This window comes from Gimesia aquarii (assembly GCF_007748175.1).
Lineage (GTDB): Bacteria > Planctomycetota > Planctomycetia > Planctomycetales > Planctomycetaceae > Gimesia > Gimesia aquarii_A.
The window spans coordinates 6,971,762-6,996,773 of record NZ_CP037422.1; the positions used below are offsets into that span (position 1 = coordinate 6,971,762).

The following is a 25,012-nucleotide window of genomic DNA, read 5'->3' on the forward strand; positions in this document are numbered from 1 at the left end:
ACGGCGATTGAGAAAACAGGATAACTTGCTAGAATTGATGCCGGCTTTCAAAACCTTTGAAAGTCGGCTCTTTTTTTACAATTCACATCCACATCAGAGACAGGAAATATACCATGTCGGGGTTTCGAACCGAACGTGATTCAATGGGTGAAGTGCAAGTTCCCGCAGAGGCCTATTATGGCGCGCAAACTCAACGAGCCGTTGAGAATTTTCAAATCTCCGGTAATACTCTGCCTCCCAGCCTGATTCATGCTATGGGACAGGTCAAACTCGCAGCCGCCCATGCCAACCGCGATTTAGGAAAATTATCGGGAACCGGCAAAAACCCCCTCACTGAAACACAAATAGAAGCTCTTATCTCAGCAGCAACGGAAGTGGCTGCAGGCAAATTTGATGATCAATTCCCCATCGACGTCTATCAGACCGGTTCAGGAACGTCGAGTAATATGAATGTGAACGAAGTCATTAGTAACCGCGCTATTGAGATTCTGGACGAAGACCGATTTGCACCTGAAAAATCTGTCCATCCAAACGATCATGTCAACATGGGGCAAAGTACAAACGATACGTTCCCCACCGCTATCCATGTCGCAGTCGCTTCCAGTATTCATCATGAACTGATCCCTGGCTTAGAAAAATTTGCTGACAGTCTTAAACAAAAGGCGAAGGAGTGGGATCAAATTATCAAAATTGGTAGGACCCACTTGGCCGATGCGACTCCGCTACGCTTAGGACAGGAATTCGGTGGTTTTGCCCGCCAACTGGAATTGTGTGTCGAACGTGCCAGGCGGGCTGCAGCTGCCGTTTATGAGCTGCCAGTAGGGGGCACTGCCGTTGGATCTGGAATTAACACTCATCCAGAATTTGGACACCGTGTCAGTCTCGAGTTGGCCAAGCTAACAGGCATTGCGTTCGTCGAAGCTTCCAACCATTTTGAAGCCAACGCACAAAGAGATGGACTAGTAGAATGTCATGCTGAATTGAAAACGATTGCCACAACTCTCTTTAATGTTTCTAACAATATTCGCTGGTTAGGCTCGGGACCTCGCTGTGGTTTTTATGAAATCAAAATTCCTGACCTGCAACCAGGCAGCTCCATCATGCCTGGAAAAGTCAATCCCGTGATGTGTGAAAGTATGATGCAGGTGACCACACGTGTGATTGGTAACGACCAAACGATTACGATGTCTGGTGCAGCGGGTGGCCAATTTCAATTGAACATCATGATGCCTATGATGGGATTCACAGCTTTAGAGAGCATCCATCTGTTAGCAAATTCCAGTAATGAATTTGTGAAACTCTGTAGTGATCATATGGAAGCCAACAAAGAAGCCTGCAATGCAGCAGTCGAAAACAGCCTCTCAATGGTAACTAGCCTGAACCCACATATTGGTTACGAGAAAGCTTCTGCCTTAGCCAAAGAAGCCTTCAAATCAGGTAAAACCATTCGTGAACTTTGCACCGAACAAAAAATACTGCCAGATGAAACGTTACGAGAAGCCCTTGACCCGATGAGTATGACTGAACCGCAAGCTTAGCCTGTATCCGGGTTTATTGTAGCGTCACTAGCACTGTTTGAATCTCGTATCATGGCTTTGAAGCCACTATGGTTAAATTGGATGTGCTATTGAATCAAATTTTACATTCAAGACATGCGACCGTTCATGAGAACTCCGGAAGCCATTTCCAGCGCCTCTCCTGTTAATCCAGCTTCTTCCATCTGACGAATGGCAGCCTGGACATCGTATTCCTGTCGCTTCAAGAAAACTTTTCCATCTTCAATGATGGCATATGAACAACGAGGATCACCGTCTCGAGGCTGACCTACACTTCCCGGATTAACAACTTGTTTATCACCGAGATCGAGATGAAATGGTAAATGAGTATGCCCGACACAGACAAAGTCAGCATGGATATTTTGCAATCGTGCTTTCCAGCCAGCTTCGTTGCCATTCAAGTATTCATCGAGTGGATCGCGGGGGGTTCCATGAACGAGGTAGAATGTCACTCCTTCAATGGTAATTTGCTGTGTAATAGGTAATCGTGCCAAATACTTCATTCTGACTCGGTCTAGTAACTCCCAGTGGAAGGGACGGGTTTCACACGCCAGCTTTCGAAATCCAGTTGCTCCTTTTGCTTCCACCCGCTGAGCCACAGCATGATCGTGATTGCCTCGCACACAAGCCGTTGCGTTCTGTTTTACCCATTCTATACAAGGTAACGGATCGGTCCCGTAATCAACCAGATCTCCGATACACAGACAATAATCAAAGTCTTCCTGGATCGAAGAGAGGGCTATCCAATTCGAATGAATGTCAGATACTACAAGAATGCGCATATCCCCTCATCCTGGTTTTGGCTGACTTACTTGGGAGCAGAGTCATAAGGTAATTCTTATCTTATTATTTCATAAATACTTAGATTGTATGAAATATGCAATTCATTGAAAATGATGAATAGAGCAACACTGGCTATTCTCAGCTAATTTACTCTGAACTCAGAGATCTGAAAGTCTTGAATGAATCACCTATAGACTCATTTTTGGTAAACTGCTAGACTCCCTCTCGCATGTCTGAGACATCTCAACTTCAAGATCACCAAAACGTGTATTTCATGGGTATCTGGATCCAATCAGGACGCATTGGAAATCAATGCCTGCTCTCGCTAATAAATTTATTCCAATTCGGACGCTTTCAGAAGGGATACTGATATGCGGACCATGCGACTATGTTACAAAAGTCTAATCATCACCTTGGCTATGGCCATTTTTGTAACGTGTCTTCCGCCAGAAGCAGATGCAAGAATTGAAGCCGTTAAAGGTAAAAAATATAAGCTTACCAAGCGGCATGGTCCCTGGATGATCATGGTAGCCAGCTTACGTGACATTCCTGAAAGCAGACGCTCAAAAGGTTTAAGCTCGCAGGAGGCAGCCGACGAACTAGTCTACGAATTACGTAAGCGTGGAATTCCTGCCTATACTTTCAGCCAGGAATCTGTGATCCAACGTTTTAATACACTCGATCGCCTCGGTCGCGAAGAACGCCGCAGTTATGCTGCACAACGTGCGATGATTTCAGTGATTGCCGGTAATTATTCTGATAGTGAAGACGATGTTGCCCAGAAGACACTTAAGTATCTCAAAAAATTTCAGCCAAAAGTGCTTACAGAAAATGGCGTATATAATAAAACTCCTGGACAACCAGGACCACTGAGTGGAGCATTTCTTACTATCAATCCCCTGCTTTCACCACAAGAAGTGGCTCAAAGAAAACAGGACCCTCTCATTGCCAAACTCAATTCTGGCATTGAATACTCACTTTTGAAAAATAAGGGAAAATATTCTCTCGTTGTGGCATCGTTCTATGGAAACTCTGTCACTAAAACAGCAACTTCACGATTTCAAAATGCTTCCGAGACCTTAAAAATCAGTAATGCTTTGGATCAGGCTGCCGAGAATGCCTGGTCTCTCGCCAAAGCACTCAGAAATGCTAAAAGCTATGGATTCCCAGCTTCAGCACCTCAGAACATTGATGCATATATCCTGCATGAAAAATACCGATCCGTTGTCACTGTCGGCTCCTTCGATTCACCAAACGATCCTCGGCTCACCGAATATGCCAAGCTATTTGGAGCAAAAATGAAAGCACATCCAGAAACGGGCGTTGAATCGATGACAGCAGAATACTTTGTGATTCCCGGAAAGACACCACAATCACCACCTGTGGCATCTTGGGTATTTGATCCCAAACCAACTTTGATTCGAAACCCCAAAGCAAAGTAAATATCGTTCGGCTTATATAAAGGCTGATTGCCTTCCCTCTGAAACGCAAGCTTGTTAAAGTGCAAGCAGTTGGGAAGGCTTATTTTTTGCACGGTGAGCTTGGAAAACCGTCGTTTGTCCGACCCAAAGTAATGATTTCTGAATAGTTACTTTGAAAATCAACCGACTAATGTCTCATTTTCCCTCCATCATTTTAGCCAGTCGTAACCAAAAAAAAGTTGATGAAATTTCAGATCTATTAAAACCACACAGTATCCAGATGCAATGTGTAACCGATTTCCCTGATGTACCCGAAGTTGTGGAAGACGGCAACACGTTTAGAGAAAATGCAGCTAAAAAAGCATCGGAAGTCGCGCTCAACACATCCCAGTGGACGATTGGTGAAGACAGTGGATTAATGATTGATGCACTGAATGGTGCACCAGGGATATTTTCGGCACGATTCAGTGGCGAAGATGCAACTGATGAGCAGAACAATGCCAAAATGATTCAGGAATTGCAGGACGTCTCCGAAGAAAAACGTACCGCCGCGTATATCTGTAATGTCGCGTTATCTAATCCGCAAGGAGAAATTTGCTTACAGACACAGGCCAGTTGCCATGGACGAATCACTGAGGCTCCACGAGGGCAAAACGGATTCGGCTACGATCCTTATTTTGAAATCATTGAATTGCATAAAACCTTCGGAGAGTTAGCACCAATTGTTAAACAGCATCTGAGTCATCGAGCGCGGGCTTTTGAAAAATTCATTCCACAGGTAGTGGATTTATTCCGCCACCAGTTCAGCCAAGACTGAGACACACCAACGTACGTTCTAAAAAGCACGACTGGCTTTCTCTTCTGTTAACGGTTTCGCAGCCTGCCCACCACTGGCTGCCCCTTGGCCTCTTCGCGTTGCATAACGAATGGGAAAAGATGGCCAGATACTATTCTGATGCTGTGGAAATGTGTATTCAGGTCCATCAAATATATGGCCCATAGAACCGTTACGCATAGACTTTTCAGAAACGTATTGCGAGAAACCCAACCATTGACGATCTGGGGCGACAGCTCCAAAAAAATTGGCTCTCTCTGGAGTAAAACCACCAAACTCACGCGGCAAAGGCGTTGTGTGCAAAGCCGTCAGTAAGAATGCCATGGCAATATATCCAGTCATGAATGCAAAACTCCATCTTGCAACTTCATGAACCAGAGGATGGACCTGCATATAAGTTGGAGCAATACGCACGGTAACTTCGCGAAAGAGAAAAATAAAAGCAACAAATAACCCAACCAGGGCAATACTATCCCAGCGCTGCCGCCAAGCCCCGGAACTAGCAATATTATTCGTCAAGAAAGTTGCCAAAGGCTCGAAATAGTTCATCGCTAAAAGACCAGCCAACAGAACAGAGACAAAGATAAACCCCGCCCCCCAGGCACCTTCACTGGCAACACACCAAGTCACAATTCCCAAAATTGCCAAAAGTAAAATGTCGATCATGCTCGATTTCCGGAATGATTTGTCAATAAACAATATAATAAAAAAACTCGTAGAATCAGAAGCAGTGTTCTAGATCTAGTAATTCACGATTCGTGAATTACTTCACAACTCTCAATAATTCATCAATAGAAGTGATTCCTTTCACAACCAATCTTAAGCCTTCCTCTTTCATGTAAAGCATACCATTTTTTCGTGCCTGCGCTTTCAACTGAGACATATTAGAGGCATCGCGTACCATGTCTCGCATCCGCTCATTAAACTCGAGTAATTCAACAACACTGATACGTCCCATATATCCCAGTCCACTACAAGTAGGGCAAACAAATTCCCTGTTTTTAGGCAACCTATAAAAACATTTCACTTTTTCTGGAGGTAAATTTGCTTTCTTCAAAAACTCAGGATTGGGCTGGTATGCTTCTTTACAGTCAGGACATAACCTTCTAGCAAGCCGCTGAGCCAGCAAGGCAGACAGGGAGCTTGCGAGCATGAACGGTTCCACTTCCAGATCAATCAGACGATACAACGCTGTAAACGTATCGTTGGCATGCACCGTCGAAAAGACCATGTGCCCGGTATTCGCTGCCTGGCAAGCAATGCGCGCGGTTTCGGCATCACGAATTTCTCCGATCATAACCACATCTGGATCCTGACGAAGAATACTCCGCAATGACTCTGCAAATGTCTGACCGGCTTTTTGGTTAATCTCGATCTGTGTCACGTTCTCAATTCGATATTCCACCGGATCTTCAACTGTGATGATATTTCGCTGATACGCATCGATTTCGTGCAAAGCGGCAAATAGAGTCGTTGATTTACCTGCACCCGTGGGACCACAACACAAAAATAAACCATGTGGCTGCTTGACAATTGCTCCTAACTTATCCACAAGCTGCTTGCGTAATCCGAGCTCTGGCAATGAAGCGATCGAGTTTGTCTGATCGAGAATTCTTAAACTCATTTTTTCGCCATGCCGTGTTCCCTGACTGGCTAAACGAAAATCAATTTCACGATCTGGCATAATCGCGCGGAAACTACCATCTTGTGGACGACGTCTCTCAGTAATATCCATCGCACCTAAAACTTTAAAGATATTCAGAACGGCCTCGCCGATAGAACGGTCAAAGCCTTCTGTGGGATACATAACTCCGTCAATACGTAAACGCACTCCCACTTCATCTTCTTTGGGTTCAAGATGCACATCAGTGGCACGGCGCATAATGGCATCATAAACCAATTCTTTAGCTGCAAGAAAACCGCGTGAATTTTCAACACGTCGTGAACTTGTTGGATCATCGCCCCGACCGGTCGATGACTTTCCGATGAAACGGATATCAGGCCCCACAGCCGCTTGTTGAGTTTTTGTACCACCAATACGAATTCCCATACGTGCCAGATATCGGATGGTTAAATTGCGAATGTGATCGGGAGTCATCACTCTGCTGGAAGGGGGAACTTTGGCATTTCGCTCATGAATATAAAATCCTAAAGGCGTTCCGTAAGCCAGCAATAGCACAAAAAATCCAACGATGAAGCTAGGCATACAAAATACAAGGAGAAAACCAAGTCCCCCAGCAACTAAGATAGCAGAGCTCCAAAACTCGGTATTACTCTTCAAACCACGGCTGTCTTCATCGACCCAAGAAGATGTTTTTGCCCAAAGCAAAAACAACAACACGACCAGGAGAAACTTCCAAAAATGGAAATAAAACCCTTGTGAGTTTGTGAATCGTGGATCATTACCTCGAAAAAAGGGAACCGGAAGCGGCGGATATTGTCCAATAGCAGATACATTCGCTATCGTTCGCCGATTTTCTTCTGTTTCACCATCATCATTCGGACGGGGCTGCGCATGGATTTCTGTTAAATGCGTCGTAAAGCATAGAATTGCAATAAGACACGCCCAGGTAGATTTCACGCTGTTGTTCCTCAAAATTTGGGCTGATCAAACAAATGGAGTTGACCGAGATGCCGGATGTCGGTCATTATAAAATGCTATGATACAAGGACTTGAATTTACTTTATATTCGGTGCAGAAGGAACTGCATTCTCAATTTAAATTATAGAGAACCACGTTTTCGCATATTTATACCGTTGTCGAGTCACTATTTTAGCATTTATTGATACAGGTATATAGTAACGATAAGTCGCTAGAAAATGAAAGTCTAAAATTAAGAACCCACATCAGCAATAAATCAAGTTCGTTTCCATAAGTTAATGCTAAGCTTACTCGCTGGATTGTGAAATACAGCTGTCAATTGTTAGACTGAATTTCCAGCCTTTCGTTCCCTGATTTTCGTTATTTTTCTGAGGCTCCGATGAAATTGATACCCGCTACGCTCTGCCTGTGTTTCATCATACTCTATACCATGGAGGATACTGCCCAAGCCGCTCCTCCAAATATCATATACATCCTTGCGGACGACATGGGGTATGGAGACATTCGCGCGTTGAATCCAAAATGCAAAATTGTAACTCCACATCTGGATCAGCTGGCACAAAGTGGCATGATTTTTACCGATGCTCATTCCAGCTCTTCTGTGTGTACTCCCACTCGATATGGAATTTTAACTGGTCGTTATAATTGGCGTTCCCGACTGAAAAGTGGTGTGCTCTGGGGCTTATCGCGCCGACTGATTGAAGAAAATCGCTTGACCGTGCCAACGTTACTAAAACAACATGGTTACTTTACAGCCTGTGTCGGCAAATGGCATCTAGGTATGGACTGGACTCTGAAAGAAGGAGGCGTCGCTACTGAAAAATCATTTAACAAAAAAACCAATCTGGGCTGGGAAGTCGATTATTCCCAACCAATCCAGAATGGACCAAACAGTGTCGGGTTTGACTACTTCTTTGGGATTAGCGCCTCTTTAGATATGCCCCCATACGTCTACATCGAAAATAATCGGAGCCAGGGAATCCCAACCGTCACCAAAGCATTCCACCGAGATGGTCCAGCACATAAGGATTTCGAAGCGATTGATGTCCTCCCACGCACCACTAAAAAAACGGTTGATATTATTAAACAAAGGGCAGCAGCTTCAAAATCGGGTACTCCCTTTTTCGTCTATTTTCCATTAAACGCCCCGCATACACCCATTCTTCCCACTCCTCAATGGCAGGGCAAAAGTGGTATCAATGCCTACTGTGATTTTGTAATGCAGGTTGATGACACAGTAGGACAAGTGATGCATGCCCTCAAAACACAAGGCATCTCCGAGAATACTTTAATCATCTTCACTGCCGATAATGGTTGTTCACCAGCGGCTAATTTTAAAGAGATGGCTGACAAAGATCATCAACCCAGTTACCAATTCCGAGGGCACAAAGCAGATATCTATGAAGGCGGACATCGTGTCCCGTTTATTGCAAGTTGGCCCGCTCGCATTAAAGCAGGAACTCACTCTGATCAATTGACTTGTCTGACAGACCTGCTGGCAACCGTTGCTGACATTACTGAAGCTAAACTTCCGGATGAAGCAGGTGAAGATAGCGTCAGCATGCTTCCCGCGTTGGAAGGGAAAGCAACTCGCCCCCTGAGAGAGGCAGCCGTCCATCATTCGATACGTGGCGCGTTTTCGATCAGAAAAGATCAGTGGAAACTCGAACTCTGCCCTGGTTCGGGAGGCTGGAGTTCTCCAAGACCTGGTAAAGATGATCTGAGCCAGTTTGCAAGTATTCAGCTTTATAATTTAAAAAATGATTTGGGAGAGCAAAAGAACGTACAACACCTGCATCCTGAAGTCGTAAAGGAATTAACAGAATTATTGCAAAGTTATGCTGAAAGGGGTCGTTCCACTCCCGGTAAGCCACAAAAGAATAATGGTGCCGTCGACATCTTTGCTGCAGGCAAGTCTGCTCAAAAGATGAAACCACAGATTAAAAAAAAGAAGAAAATTAAATCGTAATTACTCACACTTCGAAACATAATTATCCCCATATTTCGGTCATGGAGTTTTGAATGCCCTCTTCAGTTATTAGTTTGACCATTCTATCATTGTTAGCCTTTGGCGTAATGAACCCATCGGCAAATGCGGCAGAGAGAACAGCCCGCCCCAACATTGTTTTCTTTCTAGTTGACGATCAGCGAGATGATACACTCGGTTGTGCAGGACACCCAATTATAAAAACCCCGAATGTAGACGCATTAGCGGCTGCAGGTATCAGATTTGAAAATGCGTTCGTAACAACATCAATTTGTGCTGCCAGTCGGGCATCGATTCTGACGGGACTCGTGGAACGTACCCATCGTTACACCTTCGGCACGCCTCCCATTGCCTCAAAGTTCGGAGAGGAAAGCTACCCGGCAGTTTTAAAGCGAAATGGTTACCAGACCGGCTTCATTGGTAAATTTGGCGTTAGTCTCTCCCGAGACGTGATCGCCAAAATGTTCGATTCGTTCCAACCACACAATCGTAATCCTTATCACAAAAAAATGCCTGATGGAAGCACACGACATGAAACACAAATTGCAGGCGACAATGCAATCCAATTTATCAAATCACAAACCAAACAAAAACCTTTCTGTCTTTCGATCAGTTTTAACGCTGTTCACGCAGAAGATGGAGACAAGCGCCCCGGTATAGGACATTACCCCTGGCCTAAAGTTGTGGACGGCATGTATGAAGACTTAACGCTACCCGAACCTCGACTTTCTAATCCTAAAGTCTTTGAAAGCCAGCCGCCATTTCTCAAAAAATCGTTTAACCGTGTACGTTATTTCTGGCGCTGGGATACTCCCGATAAATTTCAAACCAATATGAAAGCTTACTACCGCATGATCAGTGGCGTCGACCATGTTGTCGGACGTGTGCAGAAAGCACTGAAGCAGCAGGGGCTCGATCAAAACACCGTCATCATCTATACCGGCGACAATGGATATTACATGGGTCAGCGAGGCTTTGCCGGTAAATGGTCGCATTACGAAGAATCACTACGTGTGCCTCTTATCATCGATGACCCACGCGAGCCAAAGTCTCTGTCTGGTCGCGTTCTTAAACCGATGGTATTAAACATCGATATTCCACCGACGATATTAAATTTAGCTGACGTCAAAATCCCTGCCCAATACCAGGGGCGCTCGCTCTTGCCTTTCATTAAAGGAGAAACGCCTGTGAATTGGAGGCAAGATTTTTTCTGCGAACATTTGATGGATAATGCAGGCATACCAAAGTGGGAAGGTGTGCGCGGCAAGCGCTATGTCTATGCCCGTTATTTTGAAAACGACTTCGAATTTTTACACGACCTTGAGGCCGATCCTGATCAATTAATCAATTTTGCATATGATCCCAATTATGCAAAGGTGCTCAAAGAGATGCGTAAGCGTTGCGATGAGTTACGCGACGGATATGGTGGTCCTTTCAAGGCCTGGCCCAAACCCAAAAAACGAAAGAAACCACCACGTAAGAACTTACAGACCAGACTAATACTAAACCACCAAAGGCATTCCCTTTGATAATCGGTAAACTACATTGACTTCATAAGGTTCAACCTTGAATGTCTACTGATAAAAAACTTGAAATTTCCAGTAATTGAAGATATCCTGATATATTGATTCTCCCCTTGTGAAGAATCAATCATCACAACCCACCAGACTATAGAATCAGCCCGTCAGGCAATGGTGCTTGGCTACCGTCTCCCGAATTAGACCGTTCTGACGGACCGGCAAGACCTACAATTATTTTACCAGGACATGCTGCAGGTAATTGCAGTTCTACTGGAGTTTAACTGTCAGGGATTGAATGCGTATGTATGCTTTTCAATGTATGCGATCTGTCATTTGTTGCCCCCCAATAATGTTGGCCACCATTCTCTGCACTTCGTCTGTATGCTGGTCCGATTCTATATCAGCAACAAAACCAATCGTTAAGCAGCAAATCGATTTTGAAAAAACCGTACGTCCTATCTTTGTTAAACATTGTCTGGACTGTCATGGTCCAGATGACCGCGAAGGGGGCTTACGACTCACAAGCCGCAAAAACATCCTGCTCCGAAATGATTCTGGTGAACCAGCAATTGTTGTTGGCAAAAGTGATCAAAGCATACTTTACCATCGTATCTCAACGCAGAATGAAAAAGAACAGATGCCACCCTCTGATGCAGGCGAGCGTCTTTCCAGTCAGGAAATCCTAACTCTGAAACAATGGATTGATCAGGGTGCACACTGGCCAACAGAGTCAGAAGAGCCTAAGCACTGGGCTTATGTGCCACCTGTCAAAAACATGCCACCTGTTCTCAAAGGTGAAGTTCGTATCAACAATCCTATTGATTCTTTTATTGTCGAAAAACTACGAAGTCAGGAGACACCGCTTTCGCAAGCAGAACCAGCCAGTCCAGCACGTTTACTGCGGCGCGTCTCTCTTGATCTGATCGGGTTACCTCCGACACTTGAGGATGTAATTGCTTTCGAAAAAAATCCTTCGCCAAAAGCTTATGAGAAGTATGTTGACTCTCTGTTACAATCTCCGCGCTATGGAGAAAAGTGGGCACGGCAATGGCTCGATCTGGCACGCTATGCCGATTCGAACGGCTTTCAGGCAGATCAATTACGCGAGATGTGGCTATATCGCGATTGGGTTATCAAGTCTCTCAATCAGGATCTCCCCTTCGACCAGTTCACGATTCAGCAATTAGCGGGTGACCTCCTGCCACAAGCGACCATCGACCAAAAAATTGCCACCGGATTTCACCGCTGCACCACCTGTAATGTTGAAGCAGGAGTTGACCCGGAAGAAAATCGTGTCAATCAGATTTTTGACCGCGTGAACGCTACCGGACTGGTTTGGCTGGGAACCACGTTCGAATGTGCTCAATGCCACAACCATAAATATGATCCTTTCTCACAGCAGGACTACTATCAAATTTTTGCGTTCTTTAACAACACTCCTTTGGAAGTAAAACAGGTTGGCAAAAGTGTGACATTTGAAGTTACCGGCCCCAAGCTGGCCTTACCTCTGGATAAGAAGGCAGAACAAACAAAGGACGAACTGACCAAACAACGATTAGCTGTTCAGACTCAATTAAACGCCCGGCAAAAAGCGCTGGTTGAATCGCTACCAAAGTGGGAAGAAACTATGCTCGCACTTTTGGAAAACAGTGAAGAAAGCACAAAAGTTCCTGTAACAGTTCAAAAAATTCTCCGTACCAATTCTGAAAAACGTACAAGCAAACAAAAAAAAGAGTTAAAAAGTTTTCAACAAAAACAAGACAAAGCTTACTCTACTTTAGAAAAAGATCTCAATCGTATTCGAAACGCATTAAAAGCATTTGAACCTGACACAACATTAGTGATGGTTGAAATGTCAGAACCGAGGATGAATCACATTTTCAAACGAGGTGACTTTCTTAATAAAGGAGCCGCAGTCACACCACAAACTCCAGATGCCCTGCATCCTCTAAAAACGAACAGGAAACCAGATCGTCTCGCTTTCGCGAAATGGTTGGTCGCCAGAGAGAATCCACTGGTTGCCCGTGTAACAGTGAATCGCTGGTGGTCTCAATTTTTTGGGCATGGAATCGTAGCAACTCAAGAAGATTTTGGCAGCCAGGGCGATGCTCCCACTCATCCTGAATTACTTGATTGGCTAGCAGTTGAATTTATGGAGCACAACTGGTCAATGAAACATATCCACAAACTGATTGTGATGTCGGCTACCTATCAACAATCTTCAAAAGTGACTCCGGCTCTATTGGAAGTAGACCCTTATAATCAGTTATATACGCGCGGTCCACGATTACGACTTGCGGCAGAAAGTATTCGAGACAATGCACTGGCCATTAGTGGTTTACTTTCAACTAAAATGGGAGGGCCTCCCGTTTATCCGCCACAACCAAAGGGACTCTGGAGACATGTCGGCCGTAATGCTCCCAAGTATCTCACTTCTACAACAGAAGACCGCTACCGCAGAGGTGTGTATGTGATCTGGCGTCGAAGTGCCCCTTATCCCAGTTTTACGAATTTTGATGCACCTGATCGAGGTTCATGCGTGATCAATCGTTCGCGAACCAATACTCCTCTGCAGGCACTCACATTATTAAATGATCCCGCTTATATTGAAATTGCCGTTGGTCTGGCAAAACGACTGGCAACAAAAGACATCGCTTCCAATCTAAGTGATCGCGAAAGGGTTACCTATGCATTCCGACTCTGTGTAGCCCGTAAACCAAAGACGGAAGAAGTGGACCTTCTGACGAAAGTGTTTCAGCAAGAATTAAAATACTTTCAGGAACATCCCCAAGCAGCCCAAAAACTAATCTCGGCAGAGAATCGTCCTGAGGGAGTGGGCGCCACACGCATGGCAGCATGGCTTTATATCGCCAACATTCTGTTGAATCTCGATGAAACAATTACAAAGGGATAATAATGAACGACCACTGGCAGCAATTGCTGAATTATACCCGACGTGAGTTCTTTCAACGCGCAGGAATGGGGGTAGGCGGCGCTGCGTTGACAGCCTTATTAACTGATAGCTTGCAGGCAGCGGCTCCGTCAGCCACAAATCCGATGGCAGCCCGTAAATCGCATTTTCCTCCGAAAGCCAAAAACGTAATTTTCCTGCACATGGTGGGTGCACCTTCACACCTTGATCTTTTCGATGCCAAACCAAAGCTACAAGAGCTGGACGGAGAACTCGTTCCCGACAAACTCTGGGAAGGTTTGCGGTTAGCGTTTATTCGTGAGCAACCCAAATTGATGGGAAGTCCGTTCGCCTTTCAGCAACAGGGAGAAGCCGGCATCAATGTCTCAGAATTGATGCCCCATCTGGGAACCGTCTCCGATGAACTTTGCATGATCCACTCTTTGAAAACCGATCATTTCAATCATGCACCCGCCCAACTATTTTTTCAAACCGGTTTTTCACGATTCGGTCGCCCTTCTTTTGGATCCTGGGTGAATTATGGCCTGGGTTCGGAAAATAATAATCTTCCTGGATTCGTAGTGCTAATTACTGGTAACGTCGCGGGAGCCGGTAACAGCCTCTGGGGCAGTGGTTTCCTGCCCAGCATTTATCAGGGTGTCGAATTTCGTTCACAGGGAGACCCGGTATTATTTCTTTCCAATCCCAAAGGCATGACTGGTAATGACCGCAAGCGTATTATCGACAGTGTGAATCAATTAAACAGAGTCCAATTGGCTGATGTTGGTGACCCGGAAATCGCAACGCGCATTAACCAATATGAAATGGCTTACCGTATGCAATCTGCAGTCCCGGAACTCATGGATATTTCCAACGAACCCAAACATATTCACGAGCAATATGGTACACAACCTGGTAAAGCAAGTTTTGCGAATAACTGTCTGTTAGCCAGACGGCTTGTGGAACGGGGTGTGCGGTTTGTGCAATTGTTTGATCAGGGATGGGATCATCATGGAAGTCTCGTCAAAAACATTCAAAAGAAGTGCAAACAAGTCGACCAGCCCATTGCAGCCCTGATTAGCGATCTGAAACAGAGAGGTCTGTTGGATGATACACTCGTGGTTTGGGGTGCTGAATTTGGACGAACCCCCATGGTTCAAGGTGACAGAAAGGCTCCTGGTCGTGACCACCATAAAGATGCCTATACAGTCTGGATGGCAGGCGGCGGTGTGAAACGCGGGTTCGTTTTTGGCAAGACAGATGATATCGGATTTCATGTCGCTGAAAACCCAATGCACGTGAATGATTTTCATGCCACCTTACTGCATTTGTTAGGCATGGACCATGAACGTCTTACCTTTAAATTTCAAGGTCTCGACATGCGAGTCACCGGCGTGGCCGGAAATGTCGTTCCTGAAATTATCGCCTGATCCACAGTTACTAATTAATCATCAGTTCGTAACATGGGTTGGATCTCGGTCACAAAATCGTTCGCATCGGTGAAGTTGCGATAAACTGATGCAAACCGTACAAAGGCAACCTGATCGACGTCTTTCAAAACCGCAGAAACATGCTCACCAATAAAACGTGAGGGAACTTCGCGATCGAAGTTCTCATAAATTTCAGCTTCGATTTGTGATACGAGTGCTTCAATTTTATCAGGACTAACCGGCCTTTTATAACAGGCGGTCTCTATACCCTTCACCATCTTGGTACGGTCAAAGGGAACACGTGCACCATCTTTCTTGATGACTTTCAGAGGTGATTCTTCAATCTTTTCGTAAGTCGTGTAACGTTTACCGCAAGCCAGACATTCTCGTCTTCGGCGCACACTGAAAGGTTGACTCAAACGAGAATCAATCACTTTCGTCTCACCATCACGACAAAAAGGGCACATCATAAACGACGCGACTCCTGGTAGTTAAATTACGAAACCACCTCTTCACATTCCGAGAAGGCCCGCTCCTTGTAGACTAAAAGTAACATGATCGAAACCGATACACCAGTCAATTATTTCGGAAATCCTGAAATTTTAGAGGTTTACGAACATCATAGCTCAGTCGCATAAACATGATGTTACAGAGCTATTCAATAGGACGATCCAGAATTTCTTCATGTGCCTGTGAGTCAGCAACGTCCTCTTTCAGATCGTTTAAGGTTTCAAGGAGTTCTGATTTGACTCCATAGGCAACGTACCCTAGTACAACCAGAAAAGCCAAACCGCTGATGATCAGTAACAGCGTCCAAATCGTCATCCACGCATACATCGTTTTTCTTTCATGGAGATTATGAAAAAGTGCTCGTTTCTACTGTCTCTGTTTGAGGTGCTTTATCAGGAAATATGAGAGACACAGCAATGTAAAGTATGATAGAAAATGCAAACGTTATTAGAGTAAGGTGTGTTCCATTCACTCCTAATGAGAATTTTTCATTAATATATCCCACACAAGGCCCCATTGCCGAAAGACCCAGTAGCCCACCGAGAATCGCTGCGAGAGCCCCTGCCTGACTACCTCGTTTCCAGTACAAGCCTCCCACTACAGTAGGAATGGCTCCTGAGAGATAAACGGTCCCTGTCACAGCAAGATAGCCCCACAAATCACTGCTGACTTCATACCAGAGCCCCCAAGTCAACAACATCGCGCCAATGATGAAAATCGCAATTCGAGTTAGCAAAATTCGAGAACGTTGACTCATCGGCCCCGCAAGCGGTGCCACAATGTCCTGTGTAATGACACCACTCCAGCAGAGCAAGTAGCTGTCGTGAGTCGACATAAAAGCGGCAATCATACCCGCCGTCACAAGTCCTAATAATCCTGTAGGTACTACTTTCGCCAGAAAGAGAGGCATAGCTGATAACGAAGTGATTGAGGCATTCGTCTTGACGGCTTCTTCAAATTCAGCGAACAGCGCCGGCTGTGAAGCAAAAAAAGCAAATGTGCCAATGCCCCAGAAAACAGGTAATGCACGTCGTGCTAAAAATGAAACCGAGCTTAAAGTATAAAGTTTCTGAGCAACTTCCGCACTCTGGCAGGAAAGTGTTCTGGCGGCACTCGTCGGCCATAGCATTGCTGCAGACCCAATGACGACTGTCATCTGGATGATCTCCAACCAGCCAATCCCTGGCCCTTTACCGGAAGGGTTGTGCGAATCAAAAGGATTAAAATAACCATTTTGTGTTGTCACAATTGCCGAGAAACCTTCCCAACCGATCGACCAGAATACAACCCCCGTGACAATCACCATACCAGTGCCCAGAATCAAAAACTGAATCAGGTCGGTGATGACTACAGATACCATGCCCCCCAATACTGTGTAAAAGAGTACAAGCAACAACAGTCCGGTCATGATCAGTTTAAGAGATGTTTCATCCTGCATCCCAGAAATTGCCGTCACAAACTGAGAACCTGCTTTCAAAAACAACCCCATATTCAAGACACCTGAAACGACCATGACCGTGGCTCCCACAATTCGAACACGGGATGAATAGCGTTTCTCATAATATTCGGGAATTGTCATGATCGAAGAAGCACGTAAGCGATAGACCACGAAACCGGTTATCCCAATGAGTAACACGGCCCCTGCTTCCAGAAATGCGAGATACAAAGAAGCATATTGCTTCATAAAACCAAGTTCCGCCATGTACATGACCGTGACCAATCCAAGTTCTGTCCCGGTCATTGTTGCCAGCGCGAGCCTAAGACGTAGTTTACGCCCCGCAACCAGATAATCAGAAAGATTACCGACGTAACGATTGGCCCACAAACCAATTACGATTGATGACAACAGGTAGCAAGCGACTATGGACCAATCAAACCAGGTGAAATTTGTATCGTAAAGAGAAATAACAGGTCTCCTTCGGTCATCGTTTCAGGCAAGAAAATCGGGACTTCACGTAAATCAGCTGAAAGGTTTCATTTGTCAGCGGTTGCAATCGATGCTGATTCGTTTTACCATATGTCGCTTCGCAAATCGTCACGGGGGGTTCACCTTTTGACCAGTATGCTGGATTCAGCTCATCTTGCGAAAGTTATACCACTATGCCAGTTTTGACAGTCAATTTCCATAGTAACCGACTGTCATCGAAATAACATCTTAAGTAAGAGGGGATGACACCGTGTCACTCGACAAAAGTTTGAAGAGTAAAAGTTCGCTGGTACGTACACGCAACGTACTGAAACGCGCAGAGCGAATTGAAAAATTAAAGTTCGAAGACCGTTGGGTTGAAGGTCAATGTGCGCTCGGTTTACCTAAAGTTCGAGTTGAAAAAATTTCTATTGGTAAGAAGAAGAAAAAGAAGAAAGAAGAAGATTCAGACGATTAGTCACTTGGTTTACTGGTGGAAAGAGAGTTGTCATATAGTTGACACTCTCCTCTACCAAGTCGATTTTCAGAGTAGTCATATTCAACCGGGGAGCAAGGAATGCATACCCTGTATCTGCTACGAGCTGCTGGAGGCACATTCACACGACGCCGATATCGTCGCGCAGCAAATTCCTTTCTTTCTCTAACCAATGACTGTCGACAAGTCCAACAGCAAACGCTTCGTCGAATTTTGAGCTTGAATGCCAACAGTGATTTCAGTCGCCAATGGAAGCTGAACGAAGCCTGCACCATTGAAGAATTTCAGTCTCGCTTCCCGGTCTCTGATTATGAACGCTTTCGCCCATTTATTGATCGGGTCAAAAACGGAGAGACCTCTGCATTGCTGGGAGCAGCCAATCGTCTCTTGATGTTTACTCTGAGTAGCGGAACGACCTCGGATTCCAAATTTATTCCGATTACCGAACCATTCCTCAAAGATTATCGCCAGGGCTGGCAGAACTGGGGCATCCTCGCTTACAACGACTACCCAAAATTAAAATATCAAAACATTGTCCAACTCTCCAGCAATTTTGATAAGTTTCGAACCCCCGGTGGAACCCCCTGTGGTAATATCAGCGGACTGGTTGCTGCGATGCAAAGTCGGGTTGTGAAGTTGCTTTACACTGTACCCAGTGAAGTTTCACAAATTGATGAGGCATACCTAAAATATTACACAGCGATCCGCTTATCGCTGGCTGACCCTTACGTAGGTATGGTCACCACAGCAAATCCCAGCACACTATTACACATGGCGCAATTCACGGACCAGCATCGAGAGTCGCTCATTCGCGATATCTTCGATGGAACACTGACAGGTGCAGAAGAGCTCGACTCAGAGATATACCGAAAACTGAAGCCTCGTCTCAGCCGCAAAAAGAAACAACGTGCGCGGCAACTGACAAGAATCATCGAACGTACGGGACATCTTTACCCACGTGATTTCTGGCCTGACCTTTCTTTACTTGCTGTTTGGATGGGGGGGAGTGCTGGTGCATATCTATCACAACTCACCCCGTACTATGGCAATCTACCGATCCGTGATCATGGGCTCTCGGCCAGCGAAGGTCGTATGACGATTCCTCTTGAATCAGGAATTTCCACCGGAGTATTGGACATTACCTCTCATTTTTTTGAATTCGTGCCAGAAGCAGAAGATCCGCTAACCTCAACTAATGTCTTAACGGCCGATCAACTTCAATCTGGTCAGAATTACTTTATTTTACTGACCACACCATCGGGCCTGTATCGTTATCATATCTGCGATGTCGTCCGTTGTACCGGGTTTTATCAAACGACACCAATGCTCGAATTTCTCCATAAGGGGGCGCATATTTCTAATCTGACGGGAGAAAAAATTACAGAATCACAAGTCGTCGACTCTGTCCGAAAAGCAATTCAAAATACGTCACTCGAAATCGGTCAATACTCCTTTATTCCCAAGTGGGACAAACCACCTCACTACCAATTGCTCGTCGAAGAATCAGTTTCCCTCTCGACCACAAAACTCCCAGATCTTCTAGAGCAAATTGATACACTGCTTCAAGAGGCCAATTGTGAATACGAAGAAAAACGTCAATCAGGCCGCCTTGCTCCACCAGAACTTTGCTCACTCCCTAAAGGAACCTGGAATCGTTTCGCTGAGGAACGACAGAAAAAACTGGGAGGCAGTATCGAGCAGTACAAACATCCCTGCCTGATACCGGAACTAGACCATGCAGATCAAATTGTAGCGCAATTTTCAGGCTGACTCATACCGAATGGTTAGTTTGGAATTCATTAATCCGCGCGAAAAGTAAACAGATCTGCATTCAGCAGGAGAAATTCCAGCCGAATAATTTGTCCCTTGAGAGAACCGATGGACTGCTTTTTCCAATGGATTTCGTGGCGAACATTGTCAGAATGAAATGGGACACAGTCATCGTAGTCGAATCCATCCAGTACTCTCCGTTTTGCATCAGAGACACGGACTTTGATTTCTCCCTGACTCGCATTCGCATTCAGAACCAGTTTCTCTCCTCCCCAATTGATCTTTCGGGTAATTATCACTCCACCATCACGCGGACCACGTAATGAAATCAAACGTTCTTTTTTAGTAGTCGCCAAGCCGATACCCGACTTTCGATCGGTTGAATCACCATGTGGACCATCAAAAGCGGCATAATAAAACCACCATTCATCACCGACTTCGATCCAATGATTTCCAAACACCATTCCATCATCCCAACTATCTTCTTTTCCAAGTGCAATCAGTTGCGGACGGGAAGCAAGTCTCTCGAATTGAACGCCATCTCTACTGAATGCAAGCTCGGTGACAATATCTGTGTTCATTTTAAATGGCCATAAAGCGCCCCAGAAGATGCCCGCATGATAGCGAACGGGCATTCCATAAAAAAATTTGAATTGATTCGAATTATCAAGTTCGTCCGGAACCAGAATGTTCTGGGGTTCGGTGGCCCACTCTTCCCAGATTGATGGTCCTGTCATCCTTGCGACGCGCCGTGACGCTCCTGTGTCGAGAATAGAACCTTTAAAAGTACGGTAAATATGTTTCGCTCGGCAATACATTACATACTGCCTGGAAATGGGATCATAGACGATGCTATTCAGCGTATCGCTATGTAGTTCTGCCAAGAGCGAGTCACTTGATTTGTCCCAATGAATACCATCGTGTGAACCTACTACACGAATCCCATTCATCCCTTTACCGGCTCCTCCAGTATGGTAGGACATCAGGTAACGATACCCTTTTCTTTCCCCTTCGGGTACATCAAGTAGACATGGTCCACTGGCACGTTTGTCGGTAATGCCTTTCCAGACAATATTGTTGTCTTTGGTCCCATTCCAATTTAGTAAGCCCAGCCTGGGACGATTCCAGTTTAAACCATCTTTGGACTCTGCGTAGGCAATCGCATAATTCGCGCCGATGAATTTTCCTTGCTCATCTAGCTTCGGGGCATGGGTCTGATACCACATCTGAAACCGTCCGGTTTGTGAATCACGGCGAACATTGACATAGCCACCTTCACCGGAAATGAGTGGATTCATGCCATGCTTTTTTGGCGCATGAAAAATGCGTTCCATCGATTGCTGTTTGTATTTCAAAGCATAATAGTTATCGACAATGTAACCGTCGAAAACAAATTGGGGCATGGTGCCAATTTCAATCGGTTCAATTGGCAGAGTACGCGATTCTGCAGAGAGTGAATTTTGTAGAGAGAAAGTGACGAGAGAACTAAGTATTAAAGCGATAACGATGCGGTAAGTCATTATCCAATACTCCCTCTGTTCGCTGTTTCAGGATAATAATGGGCATTCCCCTGACAGGCTCTATTTCGTATGGCCGAATCGATCGTAGCCGGGAATGACTTCGTATTCAACAAATCATTCTGATTTTCATATACGCCAACACGGATTTAACCCCGAAAATAGTATTGAACAACCACCAAGTGCGCAACGGCATCACTGCTTAGAGTCGTTCATGAAATTTCACTTTCAGAACCTGCTACTTAAAAACCGGTTGACTACTCCGTAGAAACCCAAATAAATCACGCAGGTCCTGGTCACTGAGTTTGTCAAGCAGACCTTCGGGCATGAGTGACTTGGGTTGCTTGATCATCTCATCGATATTTTCCCGTTTGATCGTCACATTTTGACCATCGGCACCACGAATCACAACAATCTGTTTATCCTGGTCAAACAAGAACCCAGAAACCACCAAGCCATCTTCGGTAATCACAAGATATGTTTCGTAGCCTTCGCGAATTTCTGCACTCGGATTGATGATATGCATCAGCATGCGTAAAGAATCATCACGTTTATACTGAGTCAGTTCAGGCCCCACTCGTTTGCCTTCACCAAACAAAATATGGCACTTTGCACAATTTTTTTGATAGAGCTCTTTTCCATGATAGACATCACTCTTCTCTGTTTTCAGTAAATTTGAAATCCGGGCGATGTTGGCCTGCATCTGTTGATTGGAAGCACCCTGCACTTCTTTCCAATGCTTGGCAACCAAGGCAGCAATTTGCTGATCTTGATGAATCGTCATCTTACGAACTATATCTATAGGAATTGCCTTAGACTCGATTTGTCCTGCTTCGATTGCTTTCAGAAATGCGCGCGTCCAGTCTTTTCGACTCACGAGTGTGTTCTGAGCGACTTCTAACACGTCCGCGGTGATCGCAGAATAACGTTCGAGGATTGTCAGAGCGACTTGGGGTTGATTAAATTTTTGTAAAGCAACTAATAAACCGGTCTGCAGTCCTGCATCGTTTGTTGTACTTAACAATTTCAGCATCGGGCGAAGCGCTTGAGGTTCCTGTAATTCGCCGAGCACTTGAATATATTCGATGAGCTGTCCTCGGTTCTTACCGGGAGACTTTAATACCTCTAAAGCGATCTGCAAAGCTTGTTTGTTCCCCAATCGTATTTGCAAAGTCGTAGAGCCACCGCCGGCATTAGCGAGTGCTTGCACCAGTGCTTCAGGCAAACCGGCTAAAGACTGCCCCTTGAACGAACTTTCAAAACCTGTCATCAATGTTTTTCTGGATACAGAATCGGGGGCTAATTCGAATAGCCTGGCGCAAGTGATCAGATCGGTGCGGGTACCAGCAGTGGCATAACGCCGAATCAATCGCTCCAGAATTGTCGATTGTACAAGTGGTTGTTTCCAGAATTCTTGATTTTGGAACAACTCTATCACTTGATCACGGTCAGACACAGCCTTGGATTCAAGTGCCCACCAGACCATTAAAGGTTGATGCGGATCGCTGATGTCTTCTTGAAAACGTACCAAGGCATCTACCACTGGCAAACAGACATCTGCAGGCAATCTTCGGACAGTTGCCGCCAGCTGACCACGCACTTCTGCATTGGGTTCCTCAGTCGCTAATTCGACAAGTTTCTGCCGCATGTTGGTGGAGACAACCATATCATCGCCAAGGAGTCGCACGGTCCAGAAACGTACCATTGGATTGTCATGCTTTAAAGTTGCTTCGGCGATTGTCTCGTCAAATCCCTGAGACAGATTCAATGCCCAAAATGCTTCTAACGCAAGTTGTCCCTCGTCCTCCTTGATCCATTGTTTGAGAATGGGAAGCACTGACTGATCTTTACGGTCACCAATGAGCCTTAGTGCTGTGCGTCGGTGCCATTCATTGGAATGCTTCAATAGTTCAAGCAAATCACGTGTTGTTTTTTTACTGAGATCTTCAACTTTCCGAGGCTTAGCATTCTTTGCCTTGAAGCGATAGATACGTCCGGAGTTTGGATCGACTTGTCCTTGATAGTGTTGGCCGTGTGCGATGAATTCTTCGTAAAAGTCAGCCACATAGACTGCACCATCAGGACCGACTTTAATTTCAACAGGTCGGAAACCAAAATCCGTGCTACGCAACGGGAAGCCGATATCTTCCGTCTGAAAAGAAGAACCCAACGGTTCAATTTTGGAAAATACCAGATATTGATGAAGCGGGTCGACGGACAATAGCTTGCCAAGATACTGTTCTGGGAGAGTGTCCCCTTCATATTTAACAAGTGCATGACTAAACCGGGGTGTCGCTGAATGCTTCATGTATGGCAATAAACCGAACGCATAGGGATTACTGACATCGCCGTATTTTCGTTCGGTTCCTTTTTCATAATATCCACCTTGCACATAATAAAAACCACGAGTGCCCCCTCCGTTGTGACCAGAGTAAACACGCCCTTCTGCATCGACTTCGAGACCAAAGGCATTTCCTCCTCCTTCAGCAAAGAGTTCGTAACGCTTTGTCTCGGGATGATAGCGCCAAATCGCTGGTCCTTCACAGTAAATTGATTTTGCTTTGGGCTTATCGCCGTTTTTTAAATGAGAAACGACGTTACTTCCCTGCACCATGTAGAGCCAGCCATCAGGCCCCCACTGCAGACTATTCGGAGCCGAATGAGTATCAGAAATTCCAAACCCACTTAAATGTACTTCCGGGTCGGCATCAGGAATATCATCATTATTTTTATCTGGATAAAACATAAGATAAGGTGGGTTTAGCACCCACACACCACCCCGCCCTTTGACTACGGAAGTGGTGATATTCAAATTTCCCGCGAATACTTTATGCTCATCGAATTTACCATCGCCGTTCGTATCTTCATGAATCGTAATTCGATCATTACCGGGAAAATGTTTTGGTGGCGGTGGAGGAACCTGATCGAATTCCATCCGATAATATTTATTGCGGCTCAACACTTTTAAACCAGCGGGATAAGGATATTGCCGATATTGTACGACCCACATGCGACCTCGTTCATCGAAGCTCATAAACAGTGGTTGTCCAATCATTGGTTCTGTCAGTAGCTGCTCGACAACCATATCACCGTCGGTTTCAAATAACTCCATTGATTTTTCGGGAGCCAATCTTCGACCCGGAGAAAGTTTGGTAGAACGTTTTAAAGTTGAAGTCGCCGGTGTGAATTCATCGAAAGCGGCTGCATTCGGTTTCGTTTCCAATCCTGCAATCGCCCATTTTTGATTGTCGCCTGGTAAAAATTCCCATTTCCCTTTGAGAACACATTCCAGAAAGTAACCTGCTAGAATCGGAGGCACGCCGCGAAAACCGCCAGGACCATTCTGGTTATAGACGCGAATGGCAATCGTATTGTATTGCCCTATTTTCAATGTTCCCGGCGGAACCTTATAGCGTTGATAGTTTTCATAACCACTCTCGAACTGAGGTGGAAAACTTCCAATTTGGCCGATGCGTGTCCCATTAATATAGACTTCATGTGCATCCGCTAATTTCTCAATCGAAAGTGTTACCGAATCGCGCCAGAGCGGACGTGCGGTCATATCGGCCCAGTTTTTGGGAACTTTGACATAACAGCGATACCAGGCAAAACCATCCAGGTCTGAAAATTTCCCGTCTGCTTGCGCTTCCCAAGTACCGGGGACCTGAATCAATGTCGGTGTGCTGTCAGAATCAGCGGCCAAAAGCACATTGGGATTAAAAACGTGAATTAAGGTAAAAAATACGATCAGACAAAAAAATCTCATCA

General features: G+C 45.2%; 17 protein-coding genes. 9 read left to right on the forward strand and 8 right to left on the reverse strand.

All coding sequences use genetic code 11. From position 1 onward, the window contains the following. Positions 1-113 precede the first annotated feature (113 nt). Entirely contained in the window at positions 114-1,538 is a 1,425-nt protein-coding gene (locus V202x_RS26275) for a class II fumarate hydratase (protein ID WP_145179881.1), read from the forward strand. A gap of 107 nt (positions 1,539-1,645) precedes the next feature. Here V202x_RS26275 and V202x_RS26280 read toward each other — a convergent pair whose 3' ends face one another. Further along, entirely contained in the window at positions 1,646-2,338 is a 693-nt protein-coding gene (locus tag V202x_RS26280) for a metallophosphoesterase family protein (RefSeq protein ID WP_145179883.1), read from the reverse strand. Between the two features lie 372 nt (positions 2,339-2,710). Here V202x_RS26280 and V202x_RS26285 point away from each other — a divergent pair, with 372 nt between their 5' ends. Both V202x_RS26285 and rdgB read left to right on the forward strand, forming a co-directional pair. Beyond that, complete coding sequence (locus tag V202x_RS26285; protein ID WP_145179885.1) at positions 2,711-3,781, forward strand: hypothetical protein; 1,071 nt, start codon at positions 2,711-2,713, stop codon at positions 3,779-3,781. Between the two features lie 169 nt (positions 3,782-3,950). Continuing rightward, complete coding sequence (gene rdgB, locus V202x_RS26290; RefSeq protein WP_145179887.1) at positions 3,951-4,577, forward strand: RdgB/HAM1 family non-canonical purine NTP pyrophosphatase; 627 nt, start codon at positions 3,951-3,953, stop codon at positions 4,575-4,577. Positions 4,578-4,595: 18 nt separating this feature from the next. Here the strand turns inward: rdgB and V202x_RS26295 are convergent, their stop codons facing one another. Further along, the gene (locus V202x_RS26295) at positions 4,596-5,261 is read right to left on the reverse strand and encodes a CvpA family protein (RefSeq protein WP_145179889.1); all 666 of its coding nucleotides are present in this window, start codon (positions 5,259-5,261) and stop codon (positions 4,596-4,598) included. Between the two features lie 97 nt (positions 5,262-5,358). Then, complete coding sequence (locus V202x_RS26300; RefSeq protein WP_232098724.1) at positions 5,359-7,176, reverse strand: GspE/PulE family protein; 1,818 nt, start codon at positions 7,174-7,176, stop codon at positions 5,359-5,361. A 400-nt stretch (positions 7,177-7,576) separates the two neighbouring features. Here V202x_RS26300 and V202x_RS26305 point away from each other — a divergent pair, with 400 nt between their 5' ends. The 4 genes from V202x_RS26305 (at position 7,577) to V202x_RS26320 (ending at position 15,045) form a co-directional block, all read left to right on the forward strand. Further along, positions 7,577-9,166: a sulfatase family protein gene (locus V202x_RS26305; RefSeq protein ID WP_145179891.1), complete on the forward strand. Its 1,590-nt coding sequence runs from the start codon at positions 7,577-7,579 to the stop codon at positions 9,164-9,166. A 53-nt stretch (positions 9,167-9,219) separates the two neighbouring features. Further along, complete coding sequence (locus V202x_RS26310; RefSeq protein ID WP_145179893.1) at positions 9,220-10,713, forward strand: sulfatase; 1,494 nt, start codon at positions 9,220-9,222, stop codon at positions 10,711-10,713. A gap of 292 nt (positions 10,714-11,005) precedes the next feature. Further along, a complete protein-coding gene (locus tag V202x_RS26315) occupies positions 11,006-13,618 on the forward strand; it encodes a PSD1 and planctomycete cytochrome C domain-containing protein (protein WP_197993108.1) in 2,613 nt (870 codons plus the stop codon). A gap of 2 nt (positions 13,619-13,620) precedes the next feature. Then, positions 13,621-15,045: a DUF1501 domain-containing protein gene (locus V202x_RS26320; RefSeq protein WP_145179897.1), complete on the forward strand. Its 1,425-nt coding sequence runs from the start codon at positions 13,621-13,623 to the stop codon at positions 15,043-15,045. A 14-nt stretch (positions 15,046-15,059) separates the two neighbouring features. Here V202x_RS26320 and nrdR read toward each other — a convergent pair whose 3' ends face one another. From nrdR to V202x_RS26335, 3 genes are all read right to left on the reverse strand, one after another. Continuing rightward, complete coding sequence (gene nrdR / locus V202x_RS26325; protein WP_144990220.1) at positions 15,060-15,515, reverse strand: transcriptional regulator NrdR; 456 nt, start codon at positions 15,513-15,515, stop codon at positions 15,060-15,062. Between the two features lie 184 nt (positions 15,516-15,699). Next, positions 15,700-15,882, reverse strand: coding sequence for a hypothetical protein (locus V202x_RS26330; protein WP_144990222.1), 183 nt, complete (start codon positions 15,880-15,882; stop codon positions 15,700-15,702). A 19-nt stretch (positions 15,883-15,901) separates the two neighbouring features. After that, positions 15,902-17,401 (reverse strand): sodium:solute symporter, encoded by a 1,500-nt coding sequence (locus V202x_RS26335; protein WP_197993109.1) that lies wholly within the window; start codon positions 17,399-17,401, stop codon positions 15,902-15,904. 331 nt (positions 17,402-17,732) lie between these two features. On the opposite strand from V202x_RS26335, the gene V202x_RS26340 reads away from it, so the two are divergent. Both V202x_RS26340 and V202x_RS26345 read left to right on the forward strand, forming a co-directional pair. Further along, a complete protein-coding gene (locus V202x_RS26340; protein ID WP_145179902.1) occupies positions 17,733-17,939 on the forward strand; it encodes a small basic protein in 207 nt (68 codons plus the stop codon). Positions 17,940-18,038: 99 nt separating this feature from the next. Beyond that, positions 18,039-19,727: a GH3 auxin-responsive promoter family protein gene (locus V202x_RS26345; RefSeq protein WP_145179904.1), complete on the forward strand. Its 1,689-nt coding sequence runs from the start codon at positions 18,039-18,041 to the stop codon at positions 19,725-19,727. Positions 19,728-19,756: 29 nt separating this feature from the next. On the opposite strand, the gene V202x_RS26350 is transcribed toward V202x_RS26345, so the two are convergent. Beyond that, on the reverse strand, positions 19,757-21,247 hold the full coding sequence (locus V202x_RS26350) for a hypothetical protein (protein WP_145179906.1): 1,491 nt from the start codon (positions 21,245-21,247) through the stop codon (positions 19,757-19,759). Positions 21,248-21,482: 235 nt separating this feature from the next. Further along, complete coding sequence (locus tag V202x_RS26355) at positions 21,483-25,010, reverse strand: PVC-type heme-binding CxxCH protein (RefSeq protein ID WP_145179908.1); 3,528 nt, start codon at positions 25,008-25,010, stop codon at positions 21,483-21,485. Positions 25,011-25,012 lie beyond the last annotated feature (2 nt).